Origin of the sequence: Kluyvera ascorbata (assembly GCF_023195735.1) — a bacterium.
Lineage (GTDB): Bacteria > Pseudomonadota > Gammaproteobacteria > Enterobacterales > Enterobacteriaceae > Kluyvera > Kluyvera ascorbata.
Genome location: NZ_CP096201.1, coordinates 328,628 through 353,459 on the forward strand (window position 1 = coordinate 328,628; position 24,832 = coordinate 353,459).

A 24,832-nucleotide genomic window follows, 5' to 3' on the forward strand; every position below is an offset into this window, starting at 1 on the left:
AGGAAAGGACGTCTTTTTTTTCATTACCCTTCGTACTTATCATGGAATGAATGGAGTAGGGTGTGAGTGATATTGTCTATTTAACGCTGAGTGGAGAGCGTCAAGGTAATATATCTACCGGGTGCGGAACCCAAAAATCTGTCGGAAACCGATATCAACTTGGACATGAAGATCAGATCTTCATTTTTAGCCTGATGCAAAGCACCATAAGTACCGGTGCTGGCGCAAACCCTCAGGGCATTCGATTTTGCAAGATGCTGGATAAGAGTTCGCCGCTATTATACAGCGCGATTAATAACAATGAATCTCTGAATATGACTTTTGATATTTATCGGATCAATCGTTTCGGGCGAATGGAAAAGTATTATGTCATTGAGGTTCGTGGTGCAAGATTAAACAGTATTCAGCTACAGGTGGAAGAAGACACTATAGACTACGAATATATCTCTGCTGATTATGATTATATTCGCTGCAGCCACCTTGCGGCAGGCACGGAATTTGACCATCTGGTGACGCCGGAAAACTACCAGCGGCTGTTTCCTCCCGCACCAGCTCTGCCTGAATCCAAACCACCCGAAGAACCTGTTGTGCGACGCGTGACGCTGGTGTTGGGGATCTTTTTTGATGGGACGGGAAATAATGCGGTGAATACGGGGAATATGCTGGCGGCGTGTTCGGCGGAGCACTTCAAAATAGATAGTCCGGATGCGGAAAGTATTCTTGCACGAAATGCGGCTGAAAAAATGGGGATCAGTGGGATAGGGGCGGCGAGTTATTCGGGGTATTACACGAATATTTATTGGTTGAGTGAATTGTATAGCCAGGCATTTTTGGCGACCGATGATTATCTACAAAAGGCTATTTACATTGAAGGCATTGGAACTCAGGCCGGTAAACCGGATAGCGTGATTGGTAAGGGACTCGGTATTGCCGACAGTGGAGTAATTGCGAAAACGGATGATGCAGTCCAGAAACTGATGGCTGCAATAGTATCATCATTGGACTCACTGGACGAAAAATATAGTGTTGAAGCTCTACTTATCGATATCTTTGGTTTTAGCCGTGGAGCGGCGGCTGCGCGCCATTTCGCCAATCGTATCCAGTCTGAGGATAGTGCTATTGTTAATGCGATTAAGGCTGGGATGGGAAGCCATACCTATAGTGGTTCACCCGCAGGTAAAACCCGTTTTATCGGAATTTTTGATACCGTTGCTGCTATCGGTACTCCCACCAATGGACTCAACCCACATAGTGCCGACACGGGGGAGGTCAATCTTTCTCTGCGCCCCGGCGTGGCCCAGAAGGTATTCCATATCACCGCGCAGCACGAATGCCGCTATAACTTTGCGCTTAATAGCGTCTCCCCTGCCTGGCCGGAGCTCTCGCTGCCGGGTGTGCATTCTGATATTGGCGGCGGCTACCTGCCGCAGACCCGAGAAGATCTTTTTCTCACTCGCCCGCTGGTGGAAACGCTGCCAGCCAGCCAACCGATATGGCGTTCAGGCGTTTATCGACAGACGATGGCGCAACTGCCGATATTAGAACGATCGGCCACTATTGCCCCCCTTATTCGTACTAACAACATTACTCCTGAAGTCTGGGAAGATGAGTTAGCACCGAGCGATCGCTACGGACAGATGCAGAAACGCAGTTTTGCTGCCCTGACGCTGCGTCAGCGAATCGTAAAGCATGATTGGTCGATGGTTACGCTGCGAGTGATGATTGATGCGGCGAGAGAGGCGGGCGTTTTATTTGATGATGTTGAGCGTAAAAAAGGGACGGAACTGCCCGCTGTGCTTGATGATTTTTGTCAGAAAGCTATTGCAATGGGTAAAGCGGCTCGAACCAAAGCACCTGTTCCGCAGTTTAGCTCTGAGGAGATAGGCATTATTGCTGAGTCATATACCCACTGTTCTGCGAACTGGAATGCCGTTGCTCTCAATCAGGATGGAAATATAACAGGGGGCGCTGCAGTCTCTGAGAGCGTGAGCTTTGTTAATCGACCTGACGAAGAGTGGATCCGAACGGTGTATAACATGGATGGAGTAAAACAATGAGCCTCGCAAAAACTTTAATACTAGTACTGCTTCTGATTGCAGGCTGCAGTCAGCCCAAAACGCGACCTTTACAGTCTGAAGAGGCGGCCAGCAGCGACTGGTCGTTGCCCTACGGAAAATGGAGCTTTTCTTTTATCACCCCATGGCAACTGCCTGCCGAGGTGACGCACGTAAGAGTGCTTGATACCGATGGTTATCTGTACATTTTTCGGATGCTTGATCAAACATCGAGAGACCCCAATTCAGTCACAACCTGGGCGAAAAAACCGCATGGTGGCAGCGTAAACTTCAACCTCGCAAAAATGCCGCCACAGTATATGATTTTCTGCTGGGACTCCTTTATTGACAGGAAAACCTACCAGACCAATGTAATGTTTTCTCCCGCCACGTGGCAGCGGATGAAGACCCCGGCGAACCATACGCGTCCTTCTGGTGAACCTATCTGGTATCACAATATGTTATTTGGCCTGTCACCCGGCGGCAAGGTGAGAACCTGGTTCCCGGATGTCGGTAGCCATCCCGCTATCCCTTTTACACCCTATAAAATCAGCACCGTTTCAGGCGCTGATCTCACTCTCTGCAAACAAGAAGACCCCGACAGTGATTTCCTGCGTAAATACCGCTACTCCCAGGAGATAGAAGATGGGATGAAAGGGAAAACGTATCCCTATGGAGAGTGGTGATGACAAGGATGGAAAATATGGTGGTTATGGCAAGAACGCTGATACTGATGCTGTTCCTGATTGCAGGCTGCAGCCAGCCGAAAATTCACCCTTTACAATCAAAGCAGGCGGCCAGCGGTGACTGGTCGTTACCCTACGGGAAATGGAGTTTCTCTTTTATCACCCCATGGCGGTTACCAGCCCGGGTGAGGCACGTAAGAGTACTCGATACCGACGGCTATCTGTACATTTTCCGTATGCTCGATAAGACTGCTCAGGATCCCAATTCAGTCACAATCTGGACCACAAAACCTCACGGTGGCAGCGTAAACTTCAACCTCGTAAAAATGCCGCCACAGTATATGATTTTCTGCTGGGACTCCTTTATCGACAGGAAAACTTACGAAACCAGCGTGCTGTTTTCCCCCGCCACGTGGCAGCGTATGAAGACACCTGCCGAGCACCTGTTCCGGGGCAAGGTTCTCTGGTACGACAATATGCTGTTTGGTCTTTCACCGGGAGGCCATGTCAGGATCTGGTTCCCGGATGGGGGCTCATACCCAGCCCCCATTGTTACCCCACACAAAATCAGTACCGTTTCAGGCGCAGATCTTACTCTCTGCAAACAGGAAGGTGCAGACGGAGAGTTCCTGCGCAAATACCGCTACTCTCAGGAGATAGAAGATGGGATGAAAGGGAAAACGTATCCCTATGGTGAGTGGTAGTGTCATTGCCAGGGTAGCCTGAGAAAGAGGTATCAGGCCACCCTGCTTTCAGGCTAAGACTTCATCCGCGCCATAAAATACGCATCCACATACTCCCCGTTGCGCAGCCCGTATTTCCGCCCCGTACCTTCAATCTCAAACCCGTGCTTCTGATAAACCGTCACCGCCGGCGCGTTATCGACAAACACCGTCAGCTCAATGCGGTCGACGCGCAGCCAGTTGTCGCACATATCGATCATGGTGCGCATCAGCGCGCTGGCGACGCCGCGGTTTTGCCAACGGGCGTCGACGCAGATACCAAAATCGGCGACATGGCTGCGGCGAGGGCGCTGGGCAACGGCGATGCAGAGGTGCCCAACCACCTGCTCGCCAATACAGGCGACGAGCTGTTTAATACCGGGCTGGTCGGCTAGCCGTTCTTGCCACATATGGTTGGAAGGATGAGGGACCTGTAGCGTGTTGTGATACACCTCTGGCTGGGCATGGATCTGACGGATTGCGTCGTAATCTTCAGGTTCAGCGTGGCGAATCACGATGTCACTCATTCTCTTTTCCTTTGTGGTTTAAAAGTCCCTTTTAACATCATTGATTTTGAAATGTGCGTCAATTAGCTTTTTTTGCAAAAAACGTTGGACAAGTGCGAATGAGAATGATTATTATTGTCCTGCGTTCAGGGCGTCCTTGCGGAGAACCTGAAAGCACGACATTGCTCACATTGCTTCCAGTATTACTTTAGCCAGCTTTAAGCTGGCTTTTTTTTGTCATTTTTTTCTGCTGCCTTGCTGATGCCTACGGATGCTGGGGTCTCATGAGTAAAACTAGGCACATTATTTTTCCCCGTTTCAGTGGGTAGAATTTCGGCCTGGCCGGAGAATTTCCCGCCTTTCTTAATGGCCAGATGGTTGTAAGCGATGGTGCCGAGTACATAACCATTTTCGGCGATTTCCAGCGACTGGCTGCGACATTGCCCCACTACGTTACCGTCGATGATAAGCTCCCTGCAGGTGATGTTGCCCTCGACTAGCCCGCCGTGAATGATTTTTATCAGCCCGTCTCCGGCCTCAATGTTGCCTTTCAACGAGCCATAAATGTAGACATGCCCGCTTGAGGCAATATTCCCCTCAAAGCACACGTTGCTCGCTATCACCGTCGGGTCCTGTTTTTTGGTGCCGGTCGACTCTTTTTCTTCGCAAGGGAGTGGAATGGATGATGGTGATGGGGAAGGGGTAACGTCTGTGGACTTATTCTTTTTAAACATGTGGCTGGCCTGATTTAGTTTGATATGGAGGACAAAAGAGAAGAGGGAACATGCACCGGACAAGCACGCCAGAGAGGAGACGTTGAAAAACCAGGCTATCAGAGCGAGTAGCCAGAAAAAAATGGTGCAGTTAACGGCGAGAAACTCTCTTCCCATGAGCAATTGGTGGTGACTCCATTAGCGGAATTTCGTTGAGAAATACTCCTTATTTCACAGGCACTCTTATCCAGAATTTGCCCGGGGCGGTCAACGTTTTTGCATGGTTTTAGGAATTTAACCCGTTATTTATTATGGAGTTATTTGTGATTCTTATAAGCCGCATTCCACGTATTCCCTTGGCCTATTTTTAGCCCCACGGGGATTCATTTCACTGCAAGGTGCGTTATGGTGTTCAGCAAACATTTCAAAAGGACTGAACCATGACTCTGCACTGTGCCTTTATCGGTTTTGGCAAAAGCGCCACCCGTTATCATCTTCCCTATGTTCTTGAGCGAAAAGCGGACTGGCATGTCGCGCATATCTATCGCCGCAGCCCAAAAGCGGACGAGCAGGCGCCGCAGTACGCACATATTCACTTCACCAGCGAACTGGACGACATTCTGAATGACCCGCAGGTGAAACTGGTGGTGGTGTGTACCCACGCCGATAGCCACTTCGAATACGCAAAAAAGGCGCTGGAAGCGGGCAAGAACGTGCTGGTGGAAAAGCCGTTTACGCCCACGCTTGCCGAAGCTAAAACGCTCTTTGCGCTGGCGAAAAGCAAAGGGTTGACGGTGTCTCCATACCAGAACCGCCGCTTTGACTCCTGCTTCCTGACCGCGAAAAAAGCCATTGAAAGCGGCAAGCTGGGTGAGATTGTGGAAGTGGAAAGCCACTTCGATTACTACCGCCCGGAATCACCAAATCAGCCGGGCTGCCCGCAGGATGGCGCGTTTTATGGCCTTGGCGTGCACACCATGGACCAGATAATCTCGCTGTTCGGCCGCCCGGATCACGCTTCCTACGATATCCGCAGCCTGCGCAACCCGGCCAATCCTGACGACACCTTTGAAGCGCAGCTCTACTACGGAAACCTGAAGGCTATCGTTAAAACCAGCCATCTGGTGAAAATCGACTACCCGAAATTCATCGTTCACGGCACCAAAGGGTCGTTTGTGAAATACGGTATCGACCAGCAGGAAACCAGCCTTAAAGCAGGCATTATGCCGGGCGATGCGAACTTTGCGGCTGACGACTCCATCTCTTACCTGGAATACGTCAACGACGCGGGCGATACGGTGAAAGAGCAGTGGCAGGCGGAGCGCGGTGACTACGGTCGCGTGTACGATGCGCTGTACCAGACGTTGACAAACGGCACGCCGAATTTCGTCAAGGAAACTGAGGCTCTGACCAATATGGAACTGCTGGAACGGGCCTTTGAACAGCCTGCTCCTGCCACGATAAGCCTCACCAAATAAGCAAACAGGGCTCCTCCGTTCTTGTTCATATTTTTTGAACAGAGGAGTCAATTTTCACCCACTATCATCCTGAGCGGTTTACGTCCAAACTTGTTTCATCGAAAACATGAGGGGGTAAAAAATGATTTTCTTACGCAAAGCAAATGAACGTGGTCATGCGAATCATGGTTGGCTGGATTCCTGGCATACCTTCTCGTTTGCCGATTACTACGACCCGAATTACATGGGTTTCTCGGCACTGCGCGTGATTAACGATGACGTGATTGATGCAGGCCAGGGTTTCGGTACTCACCCGCATAAAGACATGGAAATCCTGACCTATGTTCTGGAAGGCGCCGTTGAGCACCAGGACAGCATGGGGAACAAAGAGCAGGTTCCAGCGGGCGAGTTCCAGATTATGAGCGCGGGTACCGGTATTCGTCACTCCGAGTACAACCCAAGCGCCACCGATAAGCTGCACCTGTACCAGATCTGGATCATTCCAGAAAAAACCGGCATCACGCCGCGCTACGAACAGCGCCGCTTCGACGCCCTGCAGGGCAAACAACTGGTGCTGTCACCGGATGCTCGTGAAGGCTCGCTGAAGGTGTACCAGGATATGGAGCTGTACCGTTGGGCGCTGGCGAAAGGCGAACAGTCGGTGCATCAGATTGCCGCTGACCGCCGTGTGTGGATTCAGGTAGTAAAAGGCGAAGTGAGCATCAACGGCACCAAAGCCACCACCAGCGATGGTCTGGCCATCTGGGACGAGCAGGCGATTTCTGTTCACGCAGATAGCGAAAGTGAAATTTTACTCTTCGATCTGCCGCCAGTTTGATCCGGCTTAAATAAATCACGCAACCTCCCTAATCTTGCGGGGAGGTTGCGCCATCTCCGTGGTAAACTTCAGCAATATTTCACCTTTGCTTACCTCCGGACGATGAAAAAGAAAAGACCCGTACTTCAGGATGTTGCCGATCGCGTTGGCGTAACCAAAATGACGGTTAGCCGTTTTCTCCGTAACCCGGAACAGGTTTCCGTGGCGTTACGCGGCAAAATTGCGGCGGCTCTTGATGATTTGGGTTATATCCCCAACCGGGCTCCCGATATTCTCTCCAACGCGACCAGCCGCGCTATTGGCGTGCTGCTGCCATCGTTAACCAACCAGGTCTTTGCAGAGGTGCTTCGCGGCGTGGAAAGCGTCACCGACGCCCACGGCTACCAGACCATGCTGGCGCACTACGGTTACAAGCCGGAAATGGAGCAGGAGCGTCTGGAATCGATGCTCTCCTGGAATATTGACGGTCTGATTCTCACCGAACGTAACCACACTCCCCGCACCCTGAAGATGATTGAAGTCGCCGGTATTCCGGTGGTGGAGCTGATGGACAGCCAGTCTCCGTGTCTCGACATCGCCGTTGGCTTTGACAACTTTGAAGCCGCGCGCCAGATGACGGCGGCGATTATTGCCCGCGGCCATCGCCATATTGCCTATTTAGGCGCACGTCTCGACGAACGTACTATCATCAAGCAGAAGGGCTACGAGCAGGCCATGCTTGACGCGGGCCTGACGCCGTACAGTGTGATGGTAGAGCAGTCGTCTTCTTATACTTCCGGCATTGAACTGATGCGCCAGGCGCGACGTGAGTTTTCGAACCTGGACGGTATTTTCTGTACCAACGATGACCTGGCGGTCGGCGCGGCGTTTGAATGCCAGCGCCTTGGGCTGAGAATTCCGGACGATATCGCGATTGCCGGTTTCCACGGCCATGACATTGGCCAGGTGATGGAGCCGCGTCTTGCCAGCGTGCTGACCCCGCGTGAACGCATGGGGCGCATCGGCGCAGAGCGCCTGCTGGCGCGTATTCGCGGTGAAGTGGTTACGCCAAAAATGTTAGATTTAGGTTTCACTTTGTCACCGGGCGGATCTATTTAGCCCTAACAAGTTTGAACTAGATCACACATATTCACTTAGAATTCACTTCAGGCACGAATGGTTATTGCTTATCCATTTGCCCCGCAGGACAATGTTACCGATAACTGTTACCCGTAACAATTAACCCGAATGAATTGCCAGTGCCCAACAGGAGGACGCCTTGAGCACGACTAACCACGATCACCACGTCTATGTACTGATGGGCGTATCCGGTAGCGGTAAATCCGCCGTCGCTAGCGAAGTCGCACACCGTCTGAACGCCGCGTTCCTTGACGGCGACTTCCTGCATCCACGTAGCAATATTGTCAAAATGTCCTCCGGCGAACCGCTGAACGACGACGATCGCAAACCGTGGCTGCAGGCGCTGAACGACGCCGCTTTCGCCATGCAGCGTACTAACAAAGTTTCACTGATTGTCTGCTCCGCGTTGAAAAAAACGTACCGCGACATCCTACGTGAAGGTAACCCGAACCTCTCCTTCGTCTACCTGAAAGGGGACTTCGACGTGATTGAGAGCCGCCTGAAGGCGCGTAAAGGCCACTTCTTCAAAACGCAGATGCTGGTCACTCAGTTCGAAACCCTGCAAGAGCCAGGCGCTGACGAACGCGATGTACTGGTGGTTGATATCGATCAGCCGCTGGAAGGTGTTATCGACAGCACGATTGAAGTGATCAACAAAGGCCGTACCGCGTGACAACTTTAACGCTCGTTTTAACCGCAGTTGGCTCCGTTCTGCTGCTGCTGTTTTTAGTCATGAAGGCGCGTATGCACGCCTTCCTGGCTTTGATGGTGGTTTCTATTGGTGCAGGGCTTTTCTCCGGTATGCCGTTGATTAAAATCGCGGAAACCATGGAGAAAGGGATGGGCGGTACGCTGGGCTTCCTGGCTATCGTGGTCGCGCTGGGCGCGATGTTCGGCAAAGTTCTGCATGAGACCGGCGCGGTCGATCAGATTGCCGTCAAAATGCTGAAATCGTTCGGCCACAGCCGTGCGCACTATGCGATTGGTATTGCTGGTCTTATCTGCGCGCTGCCGCTGTTCTTTGAAGTGGCTATCGTGCTACTGATTAGCGTCGCGTTCTCAATGGCGCGCCACACCGGGACGAACCTGGTGAAGCTGGTGATCCCTCTGTTTGCGGGCGTTGCCGCCGCTGCGGCGTTCCTGCTGCCGGGGCCTGCGCCGATGCTGCTGGCGTCGCAGATGCACGCTGACTTTGGCTGGATGATTCTGATTGGCCTGTGTGCGGCGATTCCGGGGATGATTATTGCCGGTCCGCTGTGGGGCAACTTTATCAGTCGTTACGTTGAGCTGAACATTCCTGATGACATCACCGAGCCGCACCTTGGCGAAGGCAAAATGCCGTCCTTTGGCTTTAGCCTGGCGCTGATCCTGCTGCCGCTGGTGCTGGTCGGTCTGAAAACCGTCGCCGCGCGTTTCGTGCCGGTGGGGTCAGAAACCTATCAGTGGTTTGAATTTATCGGCCACCCGTTCACCGCGATCCTGATTGCCTGCCTGGTGGCTATCTATGGTCTGGCGTTCCGTCAGGGCATGGAAAAAGACAAAGTAATGGCGATTTGCGGCGCGGCACTGCAGCCTGCGGGGATTATCCTGCTGGTGATTGGTGCCGGTGGCGTGTTCAAACAGGTGCTGGTGGATTCCGGCGTTGGCCCAGCATTGGGTGAAGCCCTGACCGGTATGGGTCTGCCGATTGCGCTGACCTGCTTCATCCTGGCAGCAGCGGTACGTATTATTCAGGGTTCCGCCACGGTTGCGTGTTTGACCGCGGTTGGCCTGGTTATGCCGGTGATTGAACAGCTGCACTACAGCGGCGCACAGTTAGCGGCGCTTTCTATCTGTATCGGCGGCGGTTCTATCGTGGTGAGCCACGTAAACGACGCGGGCTTCTGGCTGTTCGGTAAATTTACCGGTGCCACCGAAGCACAGACGCTGAAAACCTGGACCATGATGGAAACCATCCTGGGAACGGTTGGCGCCATTATCGGTATGATCGCGTTTACGCTGTTGAGTTAATATCCCGTTTGTTGGCCGGGCAACTGCCCGGCCAAATTATTTTATCCCTTCATCCACATCCGAATACCGTCCAGGAACATCTGGGTGGCCATCATCACCAGAATCAATCCCATCAGACGCTCCAGCGCGTTTACCCCTTTCTCGCCCAGCAGACGCAGGAACAGCGACGACTGCAGCAAAATCACCACCGTACCGCCCCAGGCAATCAGCAGCGCAATCACCAGATGCGACAAATTATTCGGATACTGATGCGAAAGCAGCATTAAGGTCGCCAGCAACGTTGGCCCGGCCACTAATGGAATCGCGAGCGGCACAATAAACGGCTCTTCACCCGCCGGCAGCCCCGAACTATTTCCGGTGGCGCTAGGGAAAATCATCTTGATGGCAATCAGGAACAAAATGATGCCGCCGGAGATAGAAACCGTTTCAGCACGCAGGTTTAAAAACGCCAGAATCTTCTCGCCCGCGAAGAGAAAAATCAGCATGAGTAGAAGTGCGATTAAAAGCTCACGTATCATGATCGCCTTGCGGCGCTTGGGTTCGGTGTGTTTTAGCACCGACATAAAAATGGGCAAATTTCCCAGTGGATCCATAATCAGGATCAATAAAACTGCGGCGGAAAAGATTTCACTCATCACTCAAATTCCCTGATAATTATTGCGGACTTTCTGCTCTACGCATCACTCTGACCGCGTACTGTGGTAGGAGGAAATGCGTCCCCTATGGACGAGGGGATAAGTTGCACTTCTGATCGCCAGGCAATCATTGATTAATTTTGCTTGCGACTTTAGCTGCATTTTGTAATGTGAGGGGATGCCAGGGGCACTTATTCACATACACAGCACATATATCTGCAGGAAAACACGCTATGAAAAATGTTGGTTTTATCGGTTGGCGCGGAATGGTCGGCTCTGTACTCATGCAACGCATGGTAGAAGAGCGCGATTTTGACGCCATTCGCCCCGTCTTCTTCTCCACTTCCCAATTAGGGCAAGCTGCGCCAACTTTCGGCGGCAGCGCGGGTGGCAAGCTTCAGGATGCTTTCGATCTTGAAGCGCTGAAGGCGCTCGACATTATTGTCACCTGTCAGGGCGGCGATTATACCAACGAAATCTATCCTAAGCTGCGTGAAAGCGGTTGGCAGGGCTACTGGATTGACGCCGCCTCTTCGCTGCGTATGGAAAATGATGCCATCATCATTCTCGACCCGGTAAACCAGCAAGTCATTACCGATGGCCTGAACAACGGCGTGAAAACCTTCGTTGGCGGTAACTGCACCGTCAGCCTGATGCTGATGTCCCTCGGCGGCCTGTTTGCGAACGACCTGGTCGAGTGGGCTTCTGTGGCAACCTATCAAGCGGCCTCCGGCGGCGGTGCGCGCCATATGCGCGAACTGCTGACCCAGATGGGCCAGCTGCATCATCACGTTGCCAACGAACTGGCTGACCCGGCTTCCGCTATCCTCGAGATCGAACGTAAGGTCACTACCCTGACCCGCAGTGGCGATCTGGCAGTCGATAACTTCGGCGTTCCGCTGGCAGGCAGCCTGATTCCGTGGATCGACAAACAGCTTGATAACGGCCAGAGCCGCGAAGAGTGGAAAGGCCAGGCTGAGACCAACAAAATTCTCGCCACCTCTTCCGTTATCCCGGTTGATGGCCTTTGCGTGCGCGTCGGTGCGCTGCGCTGCCACAGCCAGGCATTCACGCTGAAATTGAAAAAAGATATTTCCATAAGTTCTGTAGAGGAATTACTGGCCGCGCACAACCCGTGGGCGAAAGTTGTTCCTAACGACCGTGAAATTACCATGCGTGAACTGACGCCAGCGGCGGTCACCGGTACGCTGACCACGCCAGTTGGACGTTTGCGCAAACTGAACATGGGGCCGGAGTATTTGTCAGCGTTTACCGTTGGCGACCAGCTTCTGTGGGGCGCAGCGGAGCCGCTGCGTCGTATGCTACGCCAGTTGGCATAAACATTTGTTAATCGATGAGGGGTGGCGAACCACCCCTTTTTTTTGCGTAATACAAGGAGTAAACGCAGTGATGTTAATTTTTCTCTCAGGAGTCAGGTAAAGCGTTGGCTATGCTTTAATCAAGGTCTGTTACCTTGACTGAAGGTTGAACGGAGCCGAGAGAGCACACGACTTTGTGCTGCGCCGTTCAGGTCACAAAATATCGCCATTTACAGTGGATTGAGGCGATACAAAAACTAAGGATGATGAAGCATGTCTGATCGTGTTGATAGAGACGTGATTAATGCGTTGATCGCAGGCCATTTTGCGGATCCCTTTTCCGTACTGGGTATGCACCAAACGGAAGCGGGACTGGAAGTCCGAGCATTGCTGCCCGACGCGACTGATGTTTGGGTGATTGAACCTAAAACAGGACGTAAAGTCGGTAAACTTGATTGCGTGGACTCACGTGGTTTCTTTTGTGGCGTACTGCCGCGTCGTAAAAATTTCTTCCGTTACCAGTTGGCAGTCGTCTGGCATGGCCAACAGAACCTCATTGACGATCCTTACCGTTTTGGCCCGCTGCTTCCAGAAATGGACGCATGGTTGCTGTCTGAAGGTACCCACTTACGCCCCTATGAAAAGCTGGGCGCGCATGCGGATACCGTGGATGGCGTTACCGGCACGCGCTTTGCCGTTTGGGCGCCTAACGCCCGCCGCGTGTCGGTAGTCGGTCAGTTCAACTACTGGGACGGTCGCCGTCACCCGATGCGCCTGCGTCAGGAGACGGGGATTTGGGAGCTGTTCATTCCGGGAGCGCACAACGGTCAGCTGTATAAATTCGAGATGATCGATGCCCGCGGCGCGCTGCGGATTAAAGCCGACCCCTATGCGTTCGAAGCCCAAATGCGCCCGGAAACGGCCTCGCTGATTTGTGGCTTACCACCAAAGGTTGAACAGAGCGAAGCACGCAAAAAGGCTAACCAGCTTGATGCCCCTATCTCTATCTATGAGGTGCATCTGGGCTCCTGGCGTCGTCATACCGACAACAACTACTGGCTGAGCTATCGCGAACTGGCAGAACAGCTGGTGCCGTACGCCAAATGGATGGGCTTCACCCACCTGGAGCTGCTGCCGGTAAACGAGCACCCGTTTGACGGAAGCTGGGGCTACCAGCCAACCGGGCTTTATGCGCCAACCCGCCGTTTCGGTACCCGCGAAGATTTCCGCTACTTTATCAATGCCGCACACGCTGCGGGCCTGAACGTAATCCTCGACTGGGTGCCAGGTCACTTCCCGTCTGATGATTTTGCGCTGGCCGATTTTGACGGCACCAACCTGTATGAGCATGGCGACCCGCGCGAAGGCTATCATCAGGACTGGAATACCCTTATCTACAACTATGGCCGCCGCGAAGTGACCAACTTCCTGGTGGGCAACGCCCTGTACTGGGTGGAACGCTTCGGCATTGATGCGCTGCGCGTCGATGCGGTGGCATCAATGATTTACCGCGACTACAGTCGTAAAGAGGGCGAATGGATCCCGAACGAGTTCGGCGGTCGTGAAAACCTCGAAGCGATTGAGTTCCTGCGTCAGACCAACCGCGTGTTGGGTGAGCAGGTTCCCGGCGCGGTGAGCATGGCGGAAGAGTCGACCGACTTTGCGGGCGTATCGCGTCCGTCCGATATGGGCGGACTGGGCTTCTGGTTTAAGTGGAACCTGGGTTGGATGCACGACACCCTGGACTACATGAAGCTCGACCCGGTTCACCGCCAGTACCATCACGACAAAATGACCTTCGGTATGCTCTACAACTACACGGAAAACTTCGTGTTGCCGTTGTCGCATGACGAAGTGGTTCACGGTAAGAAATCTATCCTGGACCGTATGCCGGGCGACGCGTGGCAGAAATTTGCCAACCTGCGCGCCTACTACGGCTGGATGTTTGCCTTCCCGGGCAAAAAGCTGCTGTTTATGGGCGATGAGTTTGCTCAGGGCCGCGAATGGAACTTTGATGGCAGCCTCGACTGGCATCTGCTGGAAGGCGACGACAACTGGCATAACGGGGTACAGCGCCTGGTGCGTGACCTCAACCATACTTATCGTCACCACAAAGCGATGCACGAACTGGACTTTGACCCGTACGGCTTCGAGTGGCTGGTGGTCGATGACCACGCCCGCTCGGTGTTTGCCTTTGTCCGTCGTGACAAAGCGGGCAATGAAGTGATTGTGGTCAGCAACTTTACGCCGGTACCGCGCCAGGATTACCGCTTCGGCATTAATCAGCCGGGCCGCTGGCGCGAAGTGCTCAACACCGACTCCGCCCACTATCACGGCAGCAATGCCGGGAACGGCGGGCTGGTGCAGAGCGATGCGATTGAAAGCCATGGCCGTGCGCAGTCGCTGAGTTTGACGCTGCCGCCGCTGTCGACCATCTGGTTAGTTCGGGAAGGGGATTAAACATGAGCCAACTCGCCGCAGGGAAGCCCGCGCCGCTCGGCGCAAGCTATGACGGTGAAGGCGTAAACTTTACGCTCTTCTCGGCACATGCGGAGCGGGTAGAACTGTGCGTGTTTGACGCGCAGGGCACGGAGACACGCTATGACTTACCCGCACGCAGCGGCGACGTCTGGCATGGCTATATGCCCCATGCGCGTCCTGGCTTACGTTACGGCTATCGGGTGCACGGCCCGTGGAACCCGCAGCAGGGACACCGGTTTAACCCGGCGAAGCTGCTGCTGGACCCATGCTGCTTCAGCGCCGAGGGTGAACCGGATGACTCCCTGCATTTTCACGGCGGTTACGACGAGCCGGACGACCACGATACCGCGGCGATTGCGCCGAAATCGGTCGTCGTCGACCTGACCTACGACTGGCAAGACGATACTGCCCCACGCACCGCATGGGGCAAAACGGTCATCTACGAAGCGCACGTCAAAGGGCTGACTTACCGTCACCCTGGGCTGCCGGAACCGATTCGTGGCACCTACAAGGCGCTGGGTCACCCGGTGATGATTGCCTACCTCAAGCGCCTTGGCATTACCGCGCTGGAACTGATGCCGGTGGCGCATTTCGGCAACGAGCAGCGGCTGCAACGCATGGGGCTGAGAAACTATTGGGGTTACAACCCACTGGCGATGTTTGCGCTGTCTCCGCGTTACGCCAGCGCGCCTGAGCATGCGCTGGATGAGTTTCGCGATGCGGTAAAAGCGCTGCACAAAGCCGGTATTGAAGTGATCCTGGATGTGGTGTTGAACCACAGCGCCGAGCTGGATCTGCATTGCCAGACCTTCTCGCTGCGGGGGATTGATAATCGTAGCTATTATTGGTTACGGGAAGACGGCGATTATCACAACTGGACGGGCTGCGGTAACACTCTGAACCTCAGTCACCCTGGCGTCGTGGAATACGCGCGTCAGTGCCTGCGTTTCTGGGTCGATGTCTGCCACGTTGACGGTTTTCGTTTTGATTTAGCGCCGGTGATGGGCCGTACGCCGGGCTATCGGCAGGATGCGCCGCTGTTCAACGCGCTTCATGACGACCCGGTGCTCTCCACGGTGAAGCTGATTGCCGAACCGTGGGACATCGGTGAAGGCGGCTATCAGGTAGGGAATTTCCCGCCGGCCTTCAGCGAATGGAACGACCATTTCCGGGATGCCATGCGTCGCTTCTGGCTTGAAGAGTCGCTGTCGCTGGGGGATTTTGCCCAGCGCTTCGCCGCTTCTAGCGACGTGTATGCGCATCAGGAGCGTCGCCCTCGCGCGACGATAAATCTGGTGACCGCCCACGATGGATTCACCCTGCGCGACTGTGTCAGCTTTAACGGCAAGCACAACGATGCTAACGGTGAAGAGAATCGTGACGGCACTAGCAATAACCATAGCAATAATCATGGTATCGAAGGATTGGAAGCAAACCTGGAAGTAATGGCACGTCGGCAAAAAAGCGTTCAGGCGCTGCTGACAACGCTGCTGTTATCGCAGGGAACGCCAATGTTGCTGGCCGGTGATGAACACGGTCACAGCCAGCAAGGTAACAACAATGCCTACTGTCAGGACAATACGTTGACCTGGCTCGATTGGGAAAACGCAGATGACGCGCTGACGGACTTTACCGCCGCCCTGATTCACCTGCGCCAGCAGATCCCCGCGTTGACGGACGACTGCTGGTGGCAGGAAGGAGATGGCAATGTCCAGTGGCTCAATCAGGATGCGCAACCGCTGTCTGCCGAGGAATGGCAGCACGGCGCGCGCCGGATGCAGATTCTGCTTTCCGATCGTTGGCTCATTACGCTCAATGCGACGCAAGACGCGACAAACTTGACGTTACCCAAGGGGGAATGGTGCGCCGTTCCTCCATTCACCGACGCTGGCACGTCGGTCGTCGTGGCTGTCTGGCATGGGCCCGCGCACGGAGTGTGCGTATTTCAAAGGTCATAGTCTCTGAATTACCCGGAACCCCGCGTTATCGCGCGAGGACACCTCATTACCCGGAAGGACGAGCAACAAAAGGAGTTAATCATGGTTAGGCTAGAAAAAAACGATCCCTTAATGCTGGCTCGCCAGTTACCTATTAAATCCGTCGCCCTAATTCTGGCAGGCGGACGCGGTACGCGACTCAAGGATCTGACCAACAAGCGGGCAAAACCCGCAGTACACTTTGGCGGCAAATTCCGCATTATCGACTTTGCTTTATCTAACTGCTTGAACTCCGGGATTCGCCGTATTGGCGTTATCACCCAATATCAGTCCCACACGCTGGTCCAGCACATCCAGCGCGGATGGTCCTTCTTCAGTGAACAGATGAACGAATTTGTGGATCTGCTGCCCGCTCAGCAGCGGATGCACGGTGAAAACTGGTATCGCGGTACCGCTGATGCGGTGACCCAGAACCTCGATATTATTCGCCGCTACAAGGCGGAGTATGTGGTTATCCTGGCCGGTGACCACATCTACAAACAAGACTACTCGCGCATGCTTATCGACCACGTCGAAAAAGGCGCGCGCTGCACCGTAGCGTGCATTCCGGTGCCCATTGAAGAGGCAACGGCGTTCGGCGTGATGGCGGTTGACGAAAACGACAAGATTATCGACTTCGTGGAAAAACCGGCGAAGCCACCGGCCATGCCAAGCGACCCAACCAAGGCGCTGGCGAGCATGGGGATCTATGTCTTTGATGCTGATTACCTTTATGAGCTGCTGGAACGCGACGATGTAAACGAAAACTCCAGCCACGACTTTGGCAAAGATTTAATTCCGCTGATTACCAAAGCTGGCGCGGCTTATGCACATCCATTCCCGCTGTCCTGCGTACAGTCTGACCCGCAAGCGGAACCGTACTGGCGCGATGTGGGTACGCTTGAAGCGTACTGGAAAGCGAACCTTGACCTGGCATCGGTGACGCCTGAGCTGGATATGTACGACCAGGACTGGCCTATTCGCACGCACATGGAGTCTCTGCCGCCGGCGAAGTTCGTCCAGGACCGCTCTGGTAGCCACGGTATGACCCTGAACTCACTGGTTTCCGGTGGCTGTATTATTTCCGGCTCCGTGGTGGTGCAGTCAGTGCTGTTCCCACGCGTGCGCGTGAATTCATTCTGTAACATTGATTCGGCAGTCTTACTGCCAGATGTCTGGGTTGGTCGTTCCTCACGCCTGCGTCGCTGCGTTATCGATAGGGCCTGTGTGATCCCAGAAGGGATGGTGATTGGTGAAGATGCGGAAGAGGATGCACGCCGCTTTTACCGCTCGGACGAAGGGATCGTGCTGGTGACGCGCGAGATGCTGCGTCAGCTTGGCTACAAACAGGAGCGATAATGCAGGTCTTACATGTTTGTTCTGAGATGTTCCCGTTATTAAAAACGGGCGGTCTGGCGGATGTGATTGGCGCGCTGCCGGCGGCACAGATTGCCGAAGGAACCGATGCACGTGTGCTGTTACCTGCATTCCCGGATATCCGTCGCGGTATCCCGGATGCCAAAGTGGTTAGCCGTCGCGATACCTTTGCCGGGCGCATGACGCTGCTGTTTGGACATTATAACGGCGTGGGCATCTACCTGATTGATGCGCCTCACCTCTACGATCGTCCGGGGAGTCCGTATCACGACACCAACCTGAACGCCTACGTGGATAACGTGAAGCGCTTTGCGCTGTTAGGCTGGGTCGGCAGTGAAATGGCCTGCGGTCTGGACCCGTTCTGGCGACCTGATGTTGTTCACGCCCATGACTGGCATGCGGGCCTGGCTCCGGCCTATCTGGCGGCGCGCGGGCGTCCGGCGAAGTCGGTCTTTACCGTACACAACCTGGCCTATCAGGGGCTGTTCTACAGCCACCACATGGAAGAGATTCAGCTGCCAGGTGAGTTCTTCAACATGCATGGCCTCGAATTCCACGGACAGATTTCGTTCCTGAAAGCGGGGCTCTACTACGCCGACCACATTACGGCGGTGAGCCCGACCTATGCGCGAGAAATTACCGAACCGCAGTTCGCCTACGGGATGGAAGGACTGCTGCGTCAGCGCCATCAGGAAGGGCGTCTGTCGGGGATCCTCAACGGCGTTGATGACAACGTCTGGAGTCCGGAAAAAGACCTGCTGCTACCGGCAAGCTACAGCCGCGACACGCTGGAGCGGAAAGCGGAAAACAAACGCCAGCTTCAGACGGCGATGGGGCTGAAGGTGGATGACTCCGCGCCGCTGTTTGCGGTGGTGAGTCGACTGACCAGCCAGAAAGGGCTGGATCTGGTGCTCGAAGCGCTGCCGGGCCTGCTGGAGCAGGGCGGTCAGCTGGCGCTGCTTGGCGCGGGCGACCCGGTATTGCAGGAAGGTTTTCTCGCCGCCGCCGCGGAACATCCGGGGCAGGTGGGCGTACAGATTGGCTACCATGAAGCGTTCTCGCACCGCATTATCGGCGGCGCAGATGTGATTCTGGTGCCGAGCCGCTTTGAACCGTGTGGCTTAACGCAGCTTTATGGGTTGAAGTACGGCACGTTGCCGCTGGTTCGCCGTACCGGTGGCCTGGCCGACACCGTTGCGGATAGTTCGCTTGAGAACCTTGCCGATGGCATCGCCAGCGGCTTTGTGTTCGAAGACAGCAATGCCTGGTCGCTGCTCCGCGCTATCCGCCGTGCTTTCGTATTATGGTCTCGTCCGTCTCTCTGGCGCTACGTGCAGCGTCAGGCGATGAACATGGATTTTAGCTGGCAGGTTGCTGCGCACGCGTATCGTGAGCTTTATCAACGCCTGATCTAACTACGGGGATCTTAGTTATGAATGCACCTTTTTCGTATGCATCACCGACTCTCAGCGTTGAGGCACTGAAGCACTCTATTGCCTATAAGCTGATGTTTACCATCGGGAAAGATCCGGCTATCGCGAATAAACACGAATGGCTGAACGCCACGCTGTTTGCCGTGCGCGATCGCTTGGTTGAACGCTGGCTGCGCTCTAACCGCGCGCAGCTTTCCCAGGAAACTCGCCAGGTTTACTACCTGTCGATGGAGTTTTTGATTGGCCGCACGCTTTCCAATGCGCTGTTGTCGTTAGGTCTTTATGACGACGTGAAAAACGCGCTGGAAGGAATGGGGTTAGACCTGGAAGAACTGATCGACGAAGAGAATGACCCAGGGCTTGGCAACGGTGGCTTAGGTCGTCTGGCAGCCTGCTTCCTCGACTCGCTGGCAACCCTGGCGCTGCCGGGCCGCGGCTACGGCATTCGCTACGATTACGGCATGTTCAAACAGAATATCGTCGACGGTCGTCAGAAAGAGTCTCCGGACTACTGGCTGGAATACGGTAACCCGTGGGAGTTCCCGCGCCACAACACGCGCTATAAGGTTCGCTTCGGCGGCCGCGTGCAGATGGAAGGCAAAACCAGCCATTGGCTGGAAACAGAAGAGATTCTGGCGGTGGCTTACGACCAGATTATCCCGGGCTACGATACCGACGCGACCAACACGCTGCGTCTGTGGAACGCTCAGGCCAGTAGCGAAATCAACCTCGGTAAGTTTAACCAGGGCGACTATTTCGCGGCGGTGGAAGATAAAAACCACTCCGAGAACGTGTCCCGCGTGCTCTACCCGGATGACTCGACCTACTCTGGACGCGAACTGCGTCTGCGTCAGGAGTACTTCCTGGTTTCGGCCACGGTGCAGGATATTTTAAGCCGCCACTACATGTTGCATAAAACCTATGACAACCTGGCGGATAAAATTGCCATTCACCTCAACGACACCCACCCGGTGCTGTCGATTCCTGAGCTGATGCGCCTGCTGATTGACGAGCACAAGTTTAGCTGGGATGAGGCGTTTACCGTCACCTGTCAGGTCTTCTCGTACACCAACCACACGCTGATGAGCGAGGCGCTGGAAACCTGGCCGGTCGATATGCTTGGCAAGATTCTGCCGCGTCACCTGCAGATTATCTTCGAGATTAACGACTACTTCCTGAAAACATTGCAGGAGCAGTACCCGAACGATACCGGGCTGCTGAGCCGCACGTCGATCATCGATGAGTCCAACGGTCGTCGCGTGCGTATGGCGTGGCTGGCGGTGGTGGTGAGCAAGAAGGTCAACGGCGTTTCCGAGCTGCACTCGAACCTGATGGTGCAGTCGCTGTTTGCTGACTTCGCCGCCATCTTCCCGATGCGCTTTACCAACGTGACCAACGGCGTGACGCCACGTCGCTGGCTGGCGCTGGCGAACCCGGCGCTCTCTGATGTGCTGGATGAAAATATCGGTCAGACCTGGCGTTCTGACCTGAGCCAGCTGCAAGAGTTAGAGCAGCATATCGACTATCCGAAAGTGAATCAGGCGGTGCATCACGCCAAGCTTGAGAACAAAAAGCGTCTCGCGGCCTTTATCGCCCAGAATCTCAACGTGGTGGTGAACCCGAATGCGCTGTTCGACGTGCAGATAAAGCGTATTCACGAGTACAAGCGTCAGTTGATGAACGTGCTGCATGTGATTACCCGCTACAACCGCATCAAGGCCGATCCGGATGCGAAGTGGGTACCGCGTGTGAACATCTTCGCGGGTAAAGCGGCTTCCGCGTACTACATGGCGAAGCACATTATCCACTTGATCAACGATGTGGCGAATGTGATCAACAACGATCCACAAATTGGCGACAAGCTGAAAGTGGTCTTTATCCCGAACTACAGCGTGAGCCTGGCGCAGATGATCATCCCGGCGGCGGATCTCTCCGAGCAGATCTCGCTGGCGGGCACCGAGGCATCCGGCACCAGTAACATGAAGTTCGCGCTTAACGGGGCGTTGACGATTGGTACGCTGGACGGGGCCAACGTTGAGATGCAGGAGCACGTTGGGGCGGATAACTTCTTTATCTTCGGTAACACCGCTGAAGAGGTGGAAGCGCTGCGTCGCAAAGGCTATAGCCCGCGCGACTACTACGAGCAGGATGAAGAGCTGCGTCAGGTTCTGACGCAAATCGGCACTGGCGTGTTCAGCCCGAGCGAGCCTGGCCGCTACCGTGACCTGGTGGATTCGCTGATTAACTTCGGTGACCACTACCAGGTGCTGGCGGACTATCGCAGCTACGTGGACTGCCAGGACAAGGTTGACGAGCTGTATCAGGAACCTGAAGAGTGGACCACCAAAGCGATGCTCAACATCGCCAACATGGGCTACTTCTCTTCTGACCGCACGATTAAAGAGTATGCTGAGCATATCTGGTATATCGAGCCGGTGAGGCTGTAAAAATAAAACGGGGCCGATTGGCCCCGTTTTTTTCCCGGCGTCACATTACCTCACGACGCCAACGACATTTCAGGCTTTCCCAGCGTTTTCACCAGCCATTCGCTAATACGCGACTGCTGCTCGGCGTTGAGCCACATCCCCTGTTTGGTCCGACGCCAGATTGCATCGTCCAGACGGCGGACCCACTCGTGTTCGACCAGGTAGCGCAGCTCGGCTTCATAAAACTCATGGCCGAAATCTTCACCCAGCCCGGCGATATCCTTCGCCTCGCCAATAATCAGCTCACTGTTGCTGCCGTAGGTACGGGCAAAGTGGCGGGCCAGCGATTCGGTAATGAATGGATAGCGACGGCGCAGCTTCGCCGCGTAGTCATCGCGGTCATTGCCAATCTCACCGCCCGGCAGCACGGCGCCTTTGGTCCAAGCTGGGCCAATGCCGCTGTAGTACGGCGCCAGTTTCTCCAGCGCGTGCTCGGCGAGCTTACGATAGGTGGTGAGCTTACCGCCAAAGACCGACAGCAGCGGGGCTTTACCGTGGTCGTCGTGAATGTCCAGCGTGTAATCGCGGGTGATGGCCTGTGGCGAATCGGACTCGTCATCGCACAGTGGGCGCACGCCGGAGTAAGTCCAGACGATATCTTCACGGGCGAGCTGCTTTTTAAAGTGGCCGTTGTAGACCTTCAGCAGATAGTTAATTTCGCTCTCGTCGATCTCAACGTTTTTCGGATCGCCGTGGTACTCCACGTCGGTGGTGCCGATGATCGAGAACTCATCCATCCACGGGATCACGAAGACAATACGCTTATCTTCGTTTTGTAAAATATAGGCCTGCTTCTGGCTATGCACGCGCGGTACCACGATATGGCTGCCTTTAATCAGGCGAATGCCGTACGGCGATGGCAGGTGCATGCCGTCGTCAAAGAACTGTTTCACCCATGGACCGGTGGCGTTCACCAGGCCGCGAGCCTGCCAGCGGAATTTTTCACCGCTGTCGATATCTTCCGCTTCGACGACCCACAGGCCGTTTTCACGTTTTGCCGAGATGGCGCGGGTGCGGGTACGGACTTCACCGCCTTTCTTAACCACCATCTGCGCGTTGGCGAGCACCAGGCGCGCATCGTCGACCCAGCAGTCGGAATATTCGAAACCGCGCACGATCTCCGGCTTCAGTACGGATTCTGCGCCAAAACGCAAACCGGTAGAGGCCGGCAGACTGGTTCGTTTGCCCAGATGATCGTACATAAACAGGCCGGTGCGAATCATCCACGCCGGGCGCAGGTGTGGGCGATGCGGCAGGCGGAAACGCATCGGGATAGCGATATGCGGGGCCATTTTCAGCAGGACTTCACGCTCGGCCAGCGCTTCGCTTACCAGGCGGAATTCGTAGTGTTCAAGGTAGCGCAGACCGCCGTGGATCAGTTTTGAGCTCGCGCTGGAGGTGGCGCAGGCCAGGTCTCTGGCTTCCAGCATCAGTACGGATAACCCGCGTCCTGCTGCATCTGCCGCAATGCCTGCACCGTTAATGCCGCCACCTATCACAATCAGATCTTTGGTTTCCATTATTGCTACCTCTGAGACTTTCGTTATAGCTCATTAATGTTCGTTATCGCTCATAATAGCAAGTAAACGCGCTTTTGGTAACATAGAAAAAACATTTTAGAGTGATGTGCATAACATATTGGCGTTTACGCACCGTGAAGACGTACACTTGGCGGTAAAATGTCGTCAGCAAGACACCTGCCATAACGATAAGAGAGCACCATGGATCAGTTTGAATGTATTAACGTAGAACAGGCGCACCAGAAGCTTCAGCAGAATAATGCGGTGCTGGTGGATATTCGCGACCCGCAGAGCTTTGCCATGGGTCATACCCCAGGCGCATTCCATCTGACCAACGACACGCTTGGCGCGTTTATGCGCGATAACGATTTCGAAACCCCGGTGATGGTGATGTGCTATCACGGCAACAGCAGTAAAGGTGCGGCGCAGTACCTGTTACAGCAGGGCTACGACCAGGTTTACAGCGTCGACGGTGGCTTTGATGCCTGGCATCGCCACTTCCCGGCTGAAGTGGTACACGCCGGTTTCCAGGACTGAACTCGTTTTTCCCTTCCAGATGCCGTCTCCCGTTGGGCGGCCTTTGCACGCCGCTGCAACGCATCCGTAAGGGTTTGGGTATATACTGTCCCCTTTTGTGTGGAATAGAAGCGACCTGCTGATGTTGATGATCACCTCTTTTACCAACCCTCGTGTTGCCCAGGCTTTTGTTGACTATATGGCAACACAGGGCGTTATTCTGACTATCCAGCAGCATGCGCGAAGCGATGTCTGGCTTTCCGATGAATCGCAGGAAACGCGCGTACGCGAAGAGCTGGAACGTTTTCTGGCGAATCCGGCCGATCCGCGTTATCTGGCGGCAAGCTGGCAATCCGGGCAGACCAACAGTGGCCTGCACTACCGTCGTTTCCCTTTCCTGGCCGCGCTAAAGGCCGGTGCTGGTCCGGTGACGATGACCATCATGGCAGCCTGCATTCTGGTGTTTATCCTGATGAGCGTGCTGGGCGATCAGGCGGTGATGATCTGGCTTGCCTGGCCGTACGATGATTCGCTGAAATTTGAGCTCTGGCGCTACTTTACCCACGCGTTAATGCATTTCTCATTCGTCCATATCCTCTTCAACCTGCTATGGTGGTGGTACCTCGGCGGTGCGGTTGAAAAGCGCATTGGCAGCGGCAAACTGGTGGTGATTACCGTGATAAGCGCCTTGTTGAGCGGCTTTATTCAGCACCAGTTCAGTGGCCCGTGGTTTGGTGGCCTTTCCGGTGTGGTGTATGCCTTAATGGGCTATGCCTGGCTGCGCGGCGAGCGTGACCCGCAGAGCGGTATTTTCCTGCCGCGCGGGCTGATTATGTTTTCACTCATCTGGCTGGTTGCCGGATGGTTTAACGTTTTTGGGATGTCCATTGCGAACGGCGCGCACGTCACCGGGCTGGTGATTGGCCTGGCTATGGCTTTCGTCGATACGATTAATGTGCGCAAGCGAGCATAATTTTCCAGGGA

20 protein-coding genes are annotated in these 24,832 nt (G+C 54.6%); 16 read left to right on the top strand and 4 right to left on the bottom strand.

Annotated features, from left to right (window positions below; translation table 11 throughout):
* Nucleotides 1-62 precede the first annotated feature (62 nt).
* The 3 genes from MY052_RS01505 to MY052_RS01515 are packed head-to-tail and all read left to right on the top strand — an operon-like array spanning nucleotide 63 to nucleotide 3,444.
* On the top strand, nucleotides 63-2,057 hold the full coding sequence (locus MY052_RS01505) for an Hcp family type VI secretion system effector (RefSeq protein ID WP_248538105.1): 1,995 nt from the start codon (nucleotides 63-65) through the stop codon (nucleotides 2,055-2,057).
* Entirely contained in the window at nucleotides 2,054-2,740 is a 687-nt protein-coding gene (locus tag MY052_RS01510) for a DUF2931 family protein (RefSeq protein ID WP_248538106.1), read from the top strand. The genes MY052_RS01505 and MY052_RS01510 overlap by 4 nt, the downstream gene beginning before the upstream one ends.
* On the top strand, nucleotides 2,740-3,444 hold the full coding sequence (locus MY052_RS01515) for a DUF2931 family protein (protein ID WP_227675127.1): 705 nt from the start codon (nucleotides 2,740-2,742) through the stop codon (nucleotides 3,442-3,444). Before MY052_RS01510 ends, MY052_RS01515 begins: the two co-directional genes overlap by 1 nt.
* Nucleotides 3,445-3,497: 53 nt before the next feature.
* On the opposite strand, the gene yhhY is transcribed toward MY052_RS01515, so the two are convergent.
* Nucleotides 3,498-3,989 (bottom strand): N-acetyltransferase, encoded by a 492-nt coding sequence (yhhY, locus tag MY052_RS01520; RefSeq protein WP_202217047.1) that lies wholly within the window; start codon nucleotides 3,987-3,989, stop codon nucleotides 3,498-3,500.
* A 197-nt stretch (nucleotides 3,990-4,186) separates the two neighbouring features.
* Nucleotides 4,187-4,858: a bactofilin family protein gene (locus MY052_RS01525; protein ID WP_420828652.1), complete on the bottom strand. Its 672-nt coding sequence runs from the start codon at nucleotides 4,856-4,858 to the stop codon at nucleotides 4,187-4,189.
* A 263-nt stretch (nucleotides 4,859-5,121) separates the two neighbouring features.
* Between MY052_RS01525 and MY052_RS01530 the strand changes: the two genes are divergently transcribed.
* The 5 genes from MY052_RS01530 (at nucleotide 5,122) to gntU (ending at nucleotide 10,105) form a co-directional block, all read left to right on the top strand.
* Entirely contained in the window at nucleotides 5,122-6,159 is a 1,038-nt protein-coding gene (locus tag MY052_RS01530; RefSeq protein WP_248538108.1) for an oxidoreductase, read from the top strand.
* A 121-nt stretch (nucleotides 6,160-6,280) separates the two neighbouring features.
* A complete protein-coding gene (locus tag MY052_RS01535) occupies nucleotides 6,281-6,976 on the top strand; it encodes a pirin family protein (protein WP_035892157.1) in 696 nt (231 codons plus the stop codon).
* 102 nt (nucleotides 6,977-7,078) lie between these two features.
* Complete coding sequence (gene gntR / locus MY052_RS01540) at nucleotides 7,079-8,074, top strand: gluconate operon transcriptional repressor GntR (protein ID WP_123650883.1); 996 nt, start codon at nucleotides 7,079-7,081, stop codon at nucleotides 8,072-8,074.
* 160 nt (nucleotides 8,075-8,234) lie between these two features.
* Complete coding sequence (gene gntK / locus MY052_RS01545; protein WP_035892154.1) at nucleotides 8,235-8,768, top strand: gluconokinase; 534 nt, start codon at nucleotides 8,235-8,237, stop codon at nucleotides 8,766-8,768.
* Nucleotides 8,765-10,105, top strand: coding sequence for a gluconate transporter (gene gntU, locus MY052_RS01550; protein ID WP_035892153.1), 1,341 nt, complete (start codon nucleotides 8,765-8,767; stop codon nucleotides 10,103-10,105). The genes gntK and gntU overlap by 4 nt, the downstream gene beginning before the upstream one ends.
* Nucleotides 10,106-10,146: 41 nt before the next feature.
* On the opposite strand, the gene MY052_RS01555 is transcribed toward gntU, so the two are convergent.
* On the bottom strand, nucleotides 10,147-10,740 hold the full coding sequence (locus tag MY052_RS01555) for a YhgN family NAAT transporter (RefSeq protein ID WP_035892151.1): 594 nt from the start codon (nucleotides 10,738-10,740) through the stop codon (nucleotides 10,147-10,149).
* A gap of 233 nt (nucleotides 10,741-10,973) precedes the next feature.
* On the opposite strand from MY052_RS01555, the gene asd reads away from it, so the two are divergent.
* From asd to glgP, 6 genes are all read left to right on the top strand, one after another.
* Nucleotides 10,974-12,080: an aspartate-semialdehyde dehydrogenase gene (gene asd / locus MY052_RS01560; protein ID WP_035892150.1), complete on the top strand. Its 1,107-nt coding sequence runs from the start codon at nucleotides 10,974-10,976 to the stop codon at nucleotides 12,078-12,080.
* A 252-nt stretch (nucleotides 12,081-12,332) separates the two neighbouring features.
* Nucleotides 12,333-14,519, top strand: coding sequence for a 1,4-alpha-glucan branching enzyme (gene glgB, locus MY052_RS01565; RefSeq protein ID WP_248538109.1), 2,187 nt, complete (start codon nucleotides 12,333-12,335; stop codon nucleotides 14,517-14,519).
* Nucleotides 14,520-14,521: 2 nt separating this feature from the next.
* Nucleotides 14,522-16,498 carry a glycogen debranching protein GlgX gene (gene glgX / locus MY052_RS01570; protein ID WP_248538110.1) on the top strand — a complete coding sequence of 659 codons (1,977 nt, stop codon included), beginning with the start codon at nucleotides 14,522-14,524 and terminating at the stop codon, nucleotides 16,496-16,498.
* Nucleotides 16,499-16,579: 81 nt separating this feature from the next.
* Nucleotides 16,580-17,875, top strand: coding sequence for a glucose-1-phosphate adenylyltransferase (gene glgC, locus MY052_RS01575; protein ID WP_248538111.1), 1,296 nt, complete (start codon nucleotides 16,580-16,582; stop codon nucleotides 17,873-17,875).
* Nucleotides 17,875-19,308: a glycogen synthase GlgA gene (glgA, locus tag MY052_RS01580; RefSeq protein WP_035892145.1), complete on the top strand. Its 1,434-nt coding sequence runs from the start codon at nucleotides 17,875-17,877 to the stop codon at nucleotides 19,306-19,308. The genes glgC and glgA overlap by 1 nt, the downstream gene beginning before the upstream one ends.
* Nucleotides 19,309-19,325: 17 nt before the next feature.
* On the top strand, nucleotides 19,326-21,773 hold the full coding sequence (gene glgP, locus MY052_RS01585) for a glycogen phosphorylase (protein ID WP_248538112.1): 2,448 nt from the start codon (nucleotides 19,326-19,328) through the stop codon (nucleotides 21,771-21,773).
* Between the two features lie 50 nt (nucleotides 21,774-21,823).
* Here glgP and glpD read toward each other — a convergent pair whose 3' ends face one another.
* The gene (gene glpD, locus MY052_RS01590) at nucleotides 21,824-23,332 is read right to left on the bottom strand and encodes a glycerol-3-phosphate dehydrogenase (protein ID WP_035892141.1); all 1,509 of its coding nucleotides are present in this window, start codon (nucleotides 23,330-23,332) and stop codon (nucleotides 21,824-21,826) included.
* Nucleotides 23,333-23,533: 201 nt separating this feature from the next.
* Between glpD and glpE the strand changes: the two genes are divergently transcribed.
* Together glpE and glpG are read left to right on the top strand one after the other, a co-directional pair.
* The gene (gene glpE, locus MY052_RS01595) at nucleotides 23,534-23,869 is read left to right on the top strand and encodes a thiosulfate sulfurtransferase GlpE (protein ID WP_035892140.1); all 336 of its coding nucleotides are present in this window, start codon (nucleotides 23,534-23,536) and stop codon (nucleotides 23,867-23,869) included.
* Between the two features lie 121 nt (nucleotides 23,870-23,990).
* Nucleotides 23,991-24,821, top strand: coding sequence for a rhomboid family intramembrane serine protease GlpG (gene glpG, locus MY052_RS01600; RefSeq protein WP_035892139.1), 831 nt, complete (start codon nucleotides 23,991-23,993; stop codon nucleotides 24,819-24,821).
* Nucleotides 24,822-24,832 lie beyond the last annotated feature (11 nt).

Coding starts and splice junctions, on each gene's coding strand:
- MY052_RS01510 (WP_248538106.1), top strand. CDS start 2,054: ATGAGCCTCGCAAAAACTTTAATACTAGTACTGCTTCTGATTGCAGGC.
- MY052_RS01515 (WP_227675127.1), top strand. CDS start 2,740: ATGACAAGGATGGAAAATATGGTGGTTATGGCAAGAACGCTGATACTG.
- yhhY (WP_202217047.1), bottom strand. CDS start 3,989: ATGAGTGACATCGTGATTCGCCACGCTGAACCTGAAGATTACGACGCA.
- MY052_RS01525 (WP_420828652.1), bottom strand. CDS start 4,858: ATGGGAAGAGAGTTTCTCGCCGTTAACTGCACCATTTTTTTCTGGCTA.
- MY052_RS01530 (WP_248538108.1), top strand. CDS start 5,122: ATGACTCTGCACTGTGCCTTTATCGGTTTTGGCAAAAGCGCCACCCGT.
- MY052_RS01535 (WP_035892157.1), top strand. CDS start 6,281: ATGATTTTCTTACGCAAAGCAAATGAACGTGGTCATGCGAATCATGGT.
- gntR (WP_123650883.1), top strand. CDS start 7,079: ATGAAAAAGAAAAGACCCGTACTTCAGGATGTTGCCGATCGCGTTGGC.
- MY052_RS01555 (WP_035892151.1), bottom strand. CDS start 10,740: ATGAGTGAAATCTTTTCCGCCGCAGTTTTATTGATCCTGATTATGGAT.
- asd (WP_035892150.1), top strand. CDS start 10,974: ATGAAAAATGTTGGTTTTATCGGTTGGCGCGGAATGGTCGGCTCTGTA.
- glgB (WP_248538109.1), top strand. CDS start 12,333: ATGTCTGATCGTGTTGATAGAGACGTGATTAATGCGTTGATCGCAGGC.
- glgX (WP_248538110.1), top strand. CDS start 14,522: ATGAGCCAACTCGCCGCAGGGAAGCCCGCGCCGCTCGGCGCAAGCTAT.
- glgC (WP_248538111.1), top strand. CDS start 16,580: ATGGTTAGGCTAGAAAAAAACGATCCCTTAATGCTGGCTCGCCAGTTA.
- glgA (WP_035892145.1), top strand. CDS start 17,875: ATGCAGGTCTTACATGTTTGTTCTGAGATGTTCCCGTTATTAAAAACG.
- glgP (WP_248538112.1), top strand. CDS start 19,326: ATGAATGCACCTTTTTCGTATGCATCACCGACTCTCAGCGTTGAGGCA.
- glpD (WP_035892141.1), bottom strand. CDS start 23,332: ATGGAAACCAAAGATCTGATTGTGATAGGTGGCGGCATTAACGGTGCA.
- glpE (WP_035892140.1), top strand. CDS start 23,534: ATGGATCAGTTTGAATGTATTAACGTAGAACAGGCGCACCAGAAGCTT.
- glpG (WP_035892139.1), top strand. CDS start 23,991: ATGTTGATGATCACCTCTTTTACCAACCCTCGTGTTGCCCAGGCTTTT.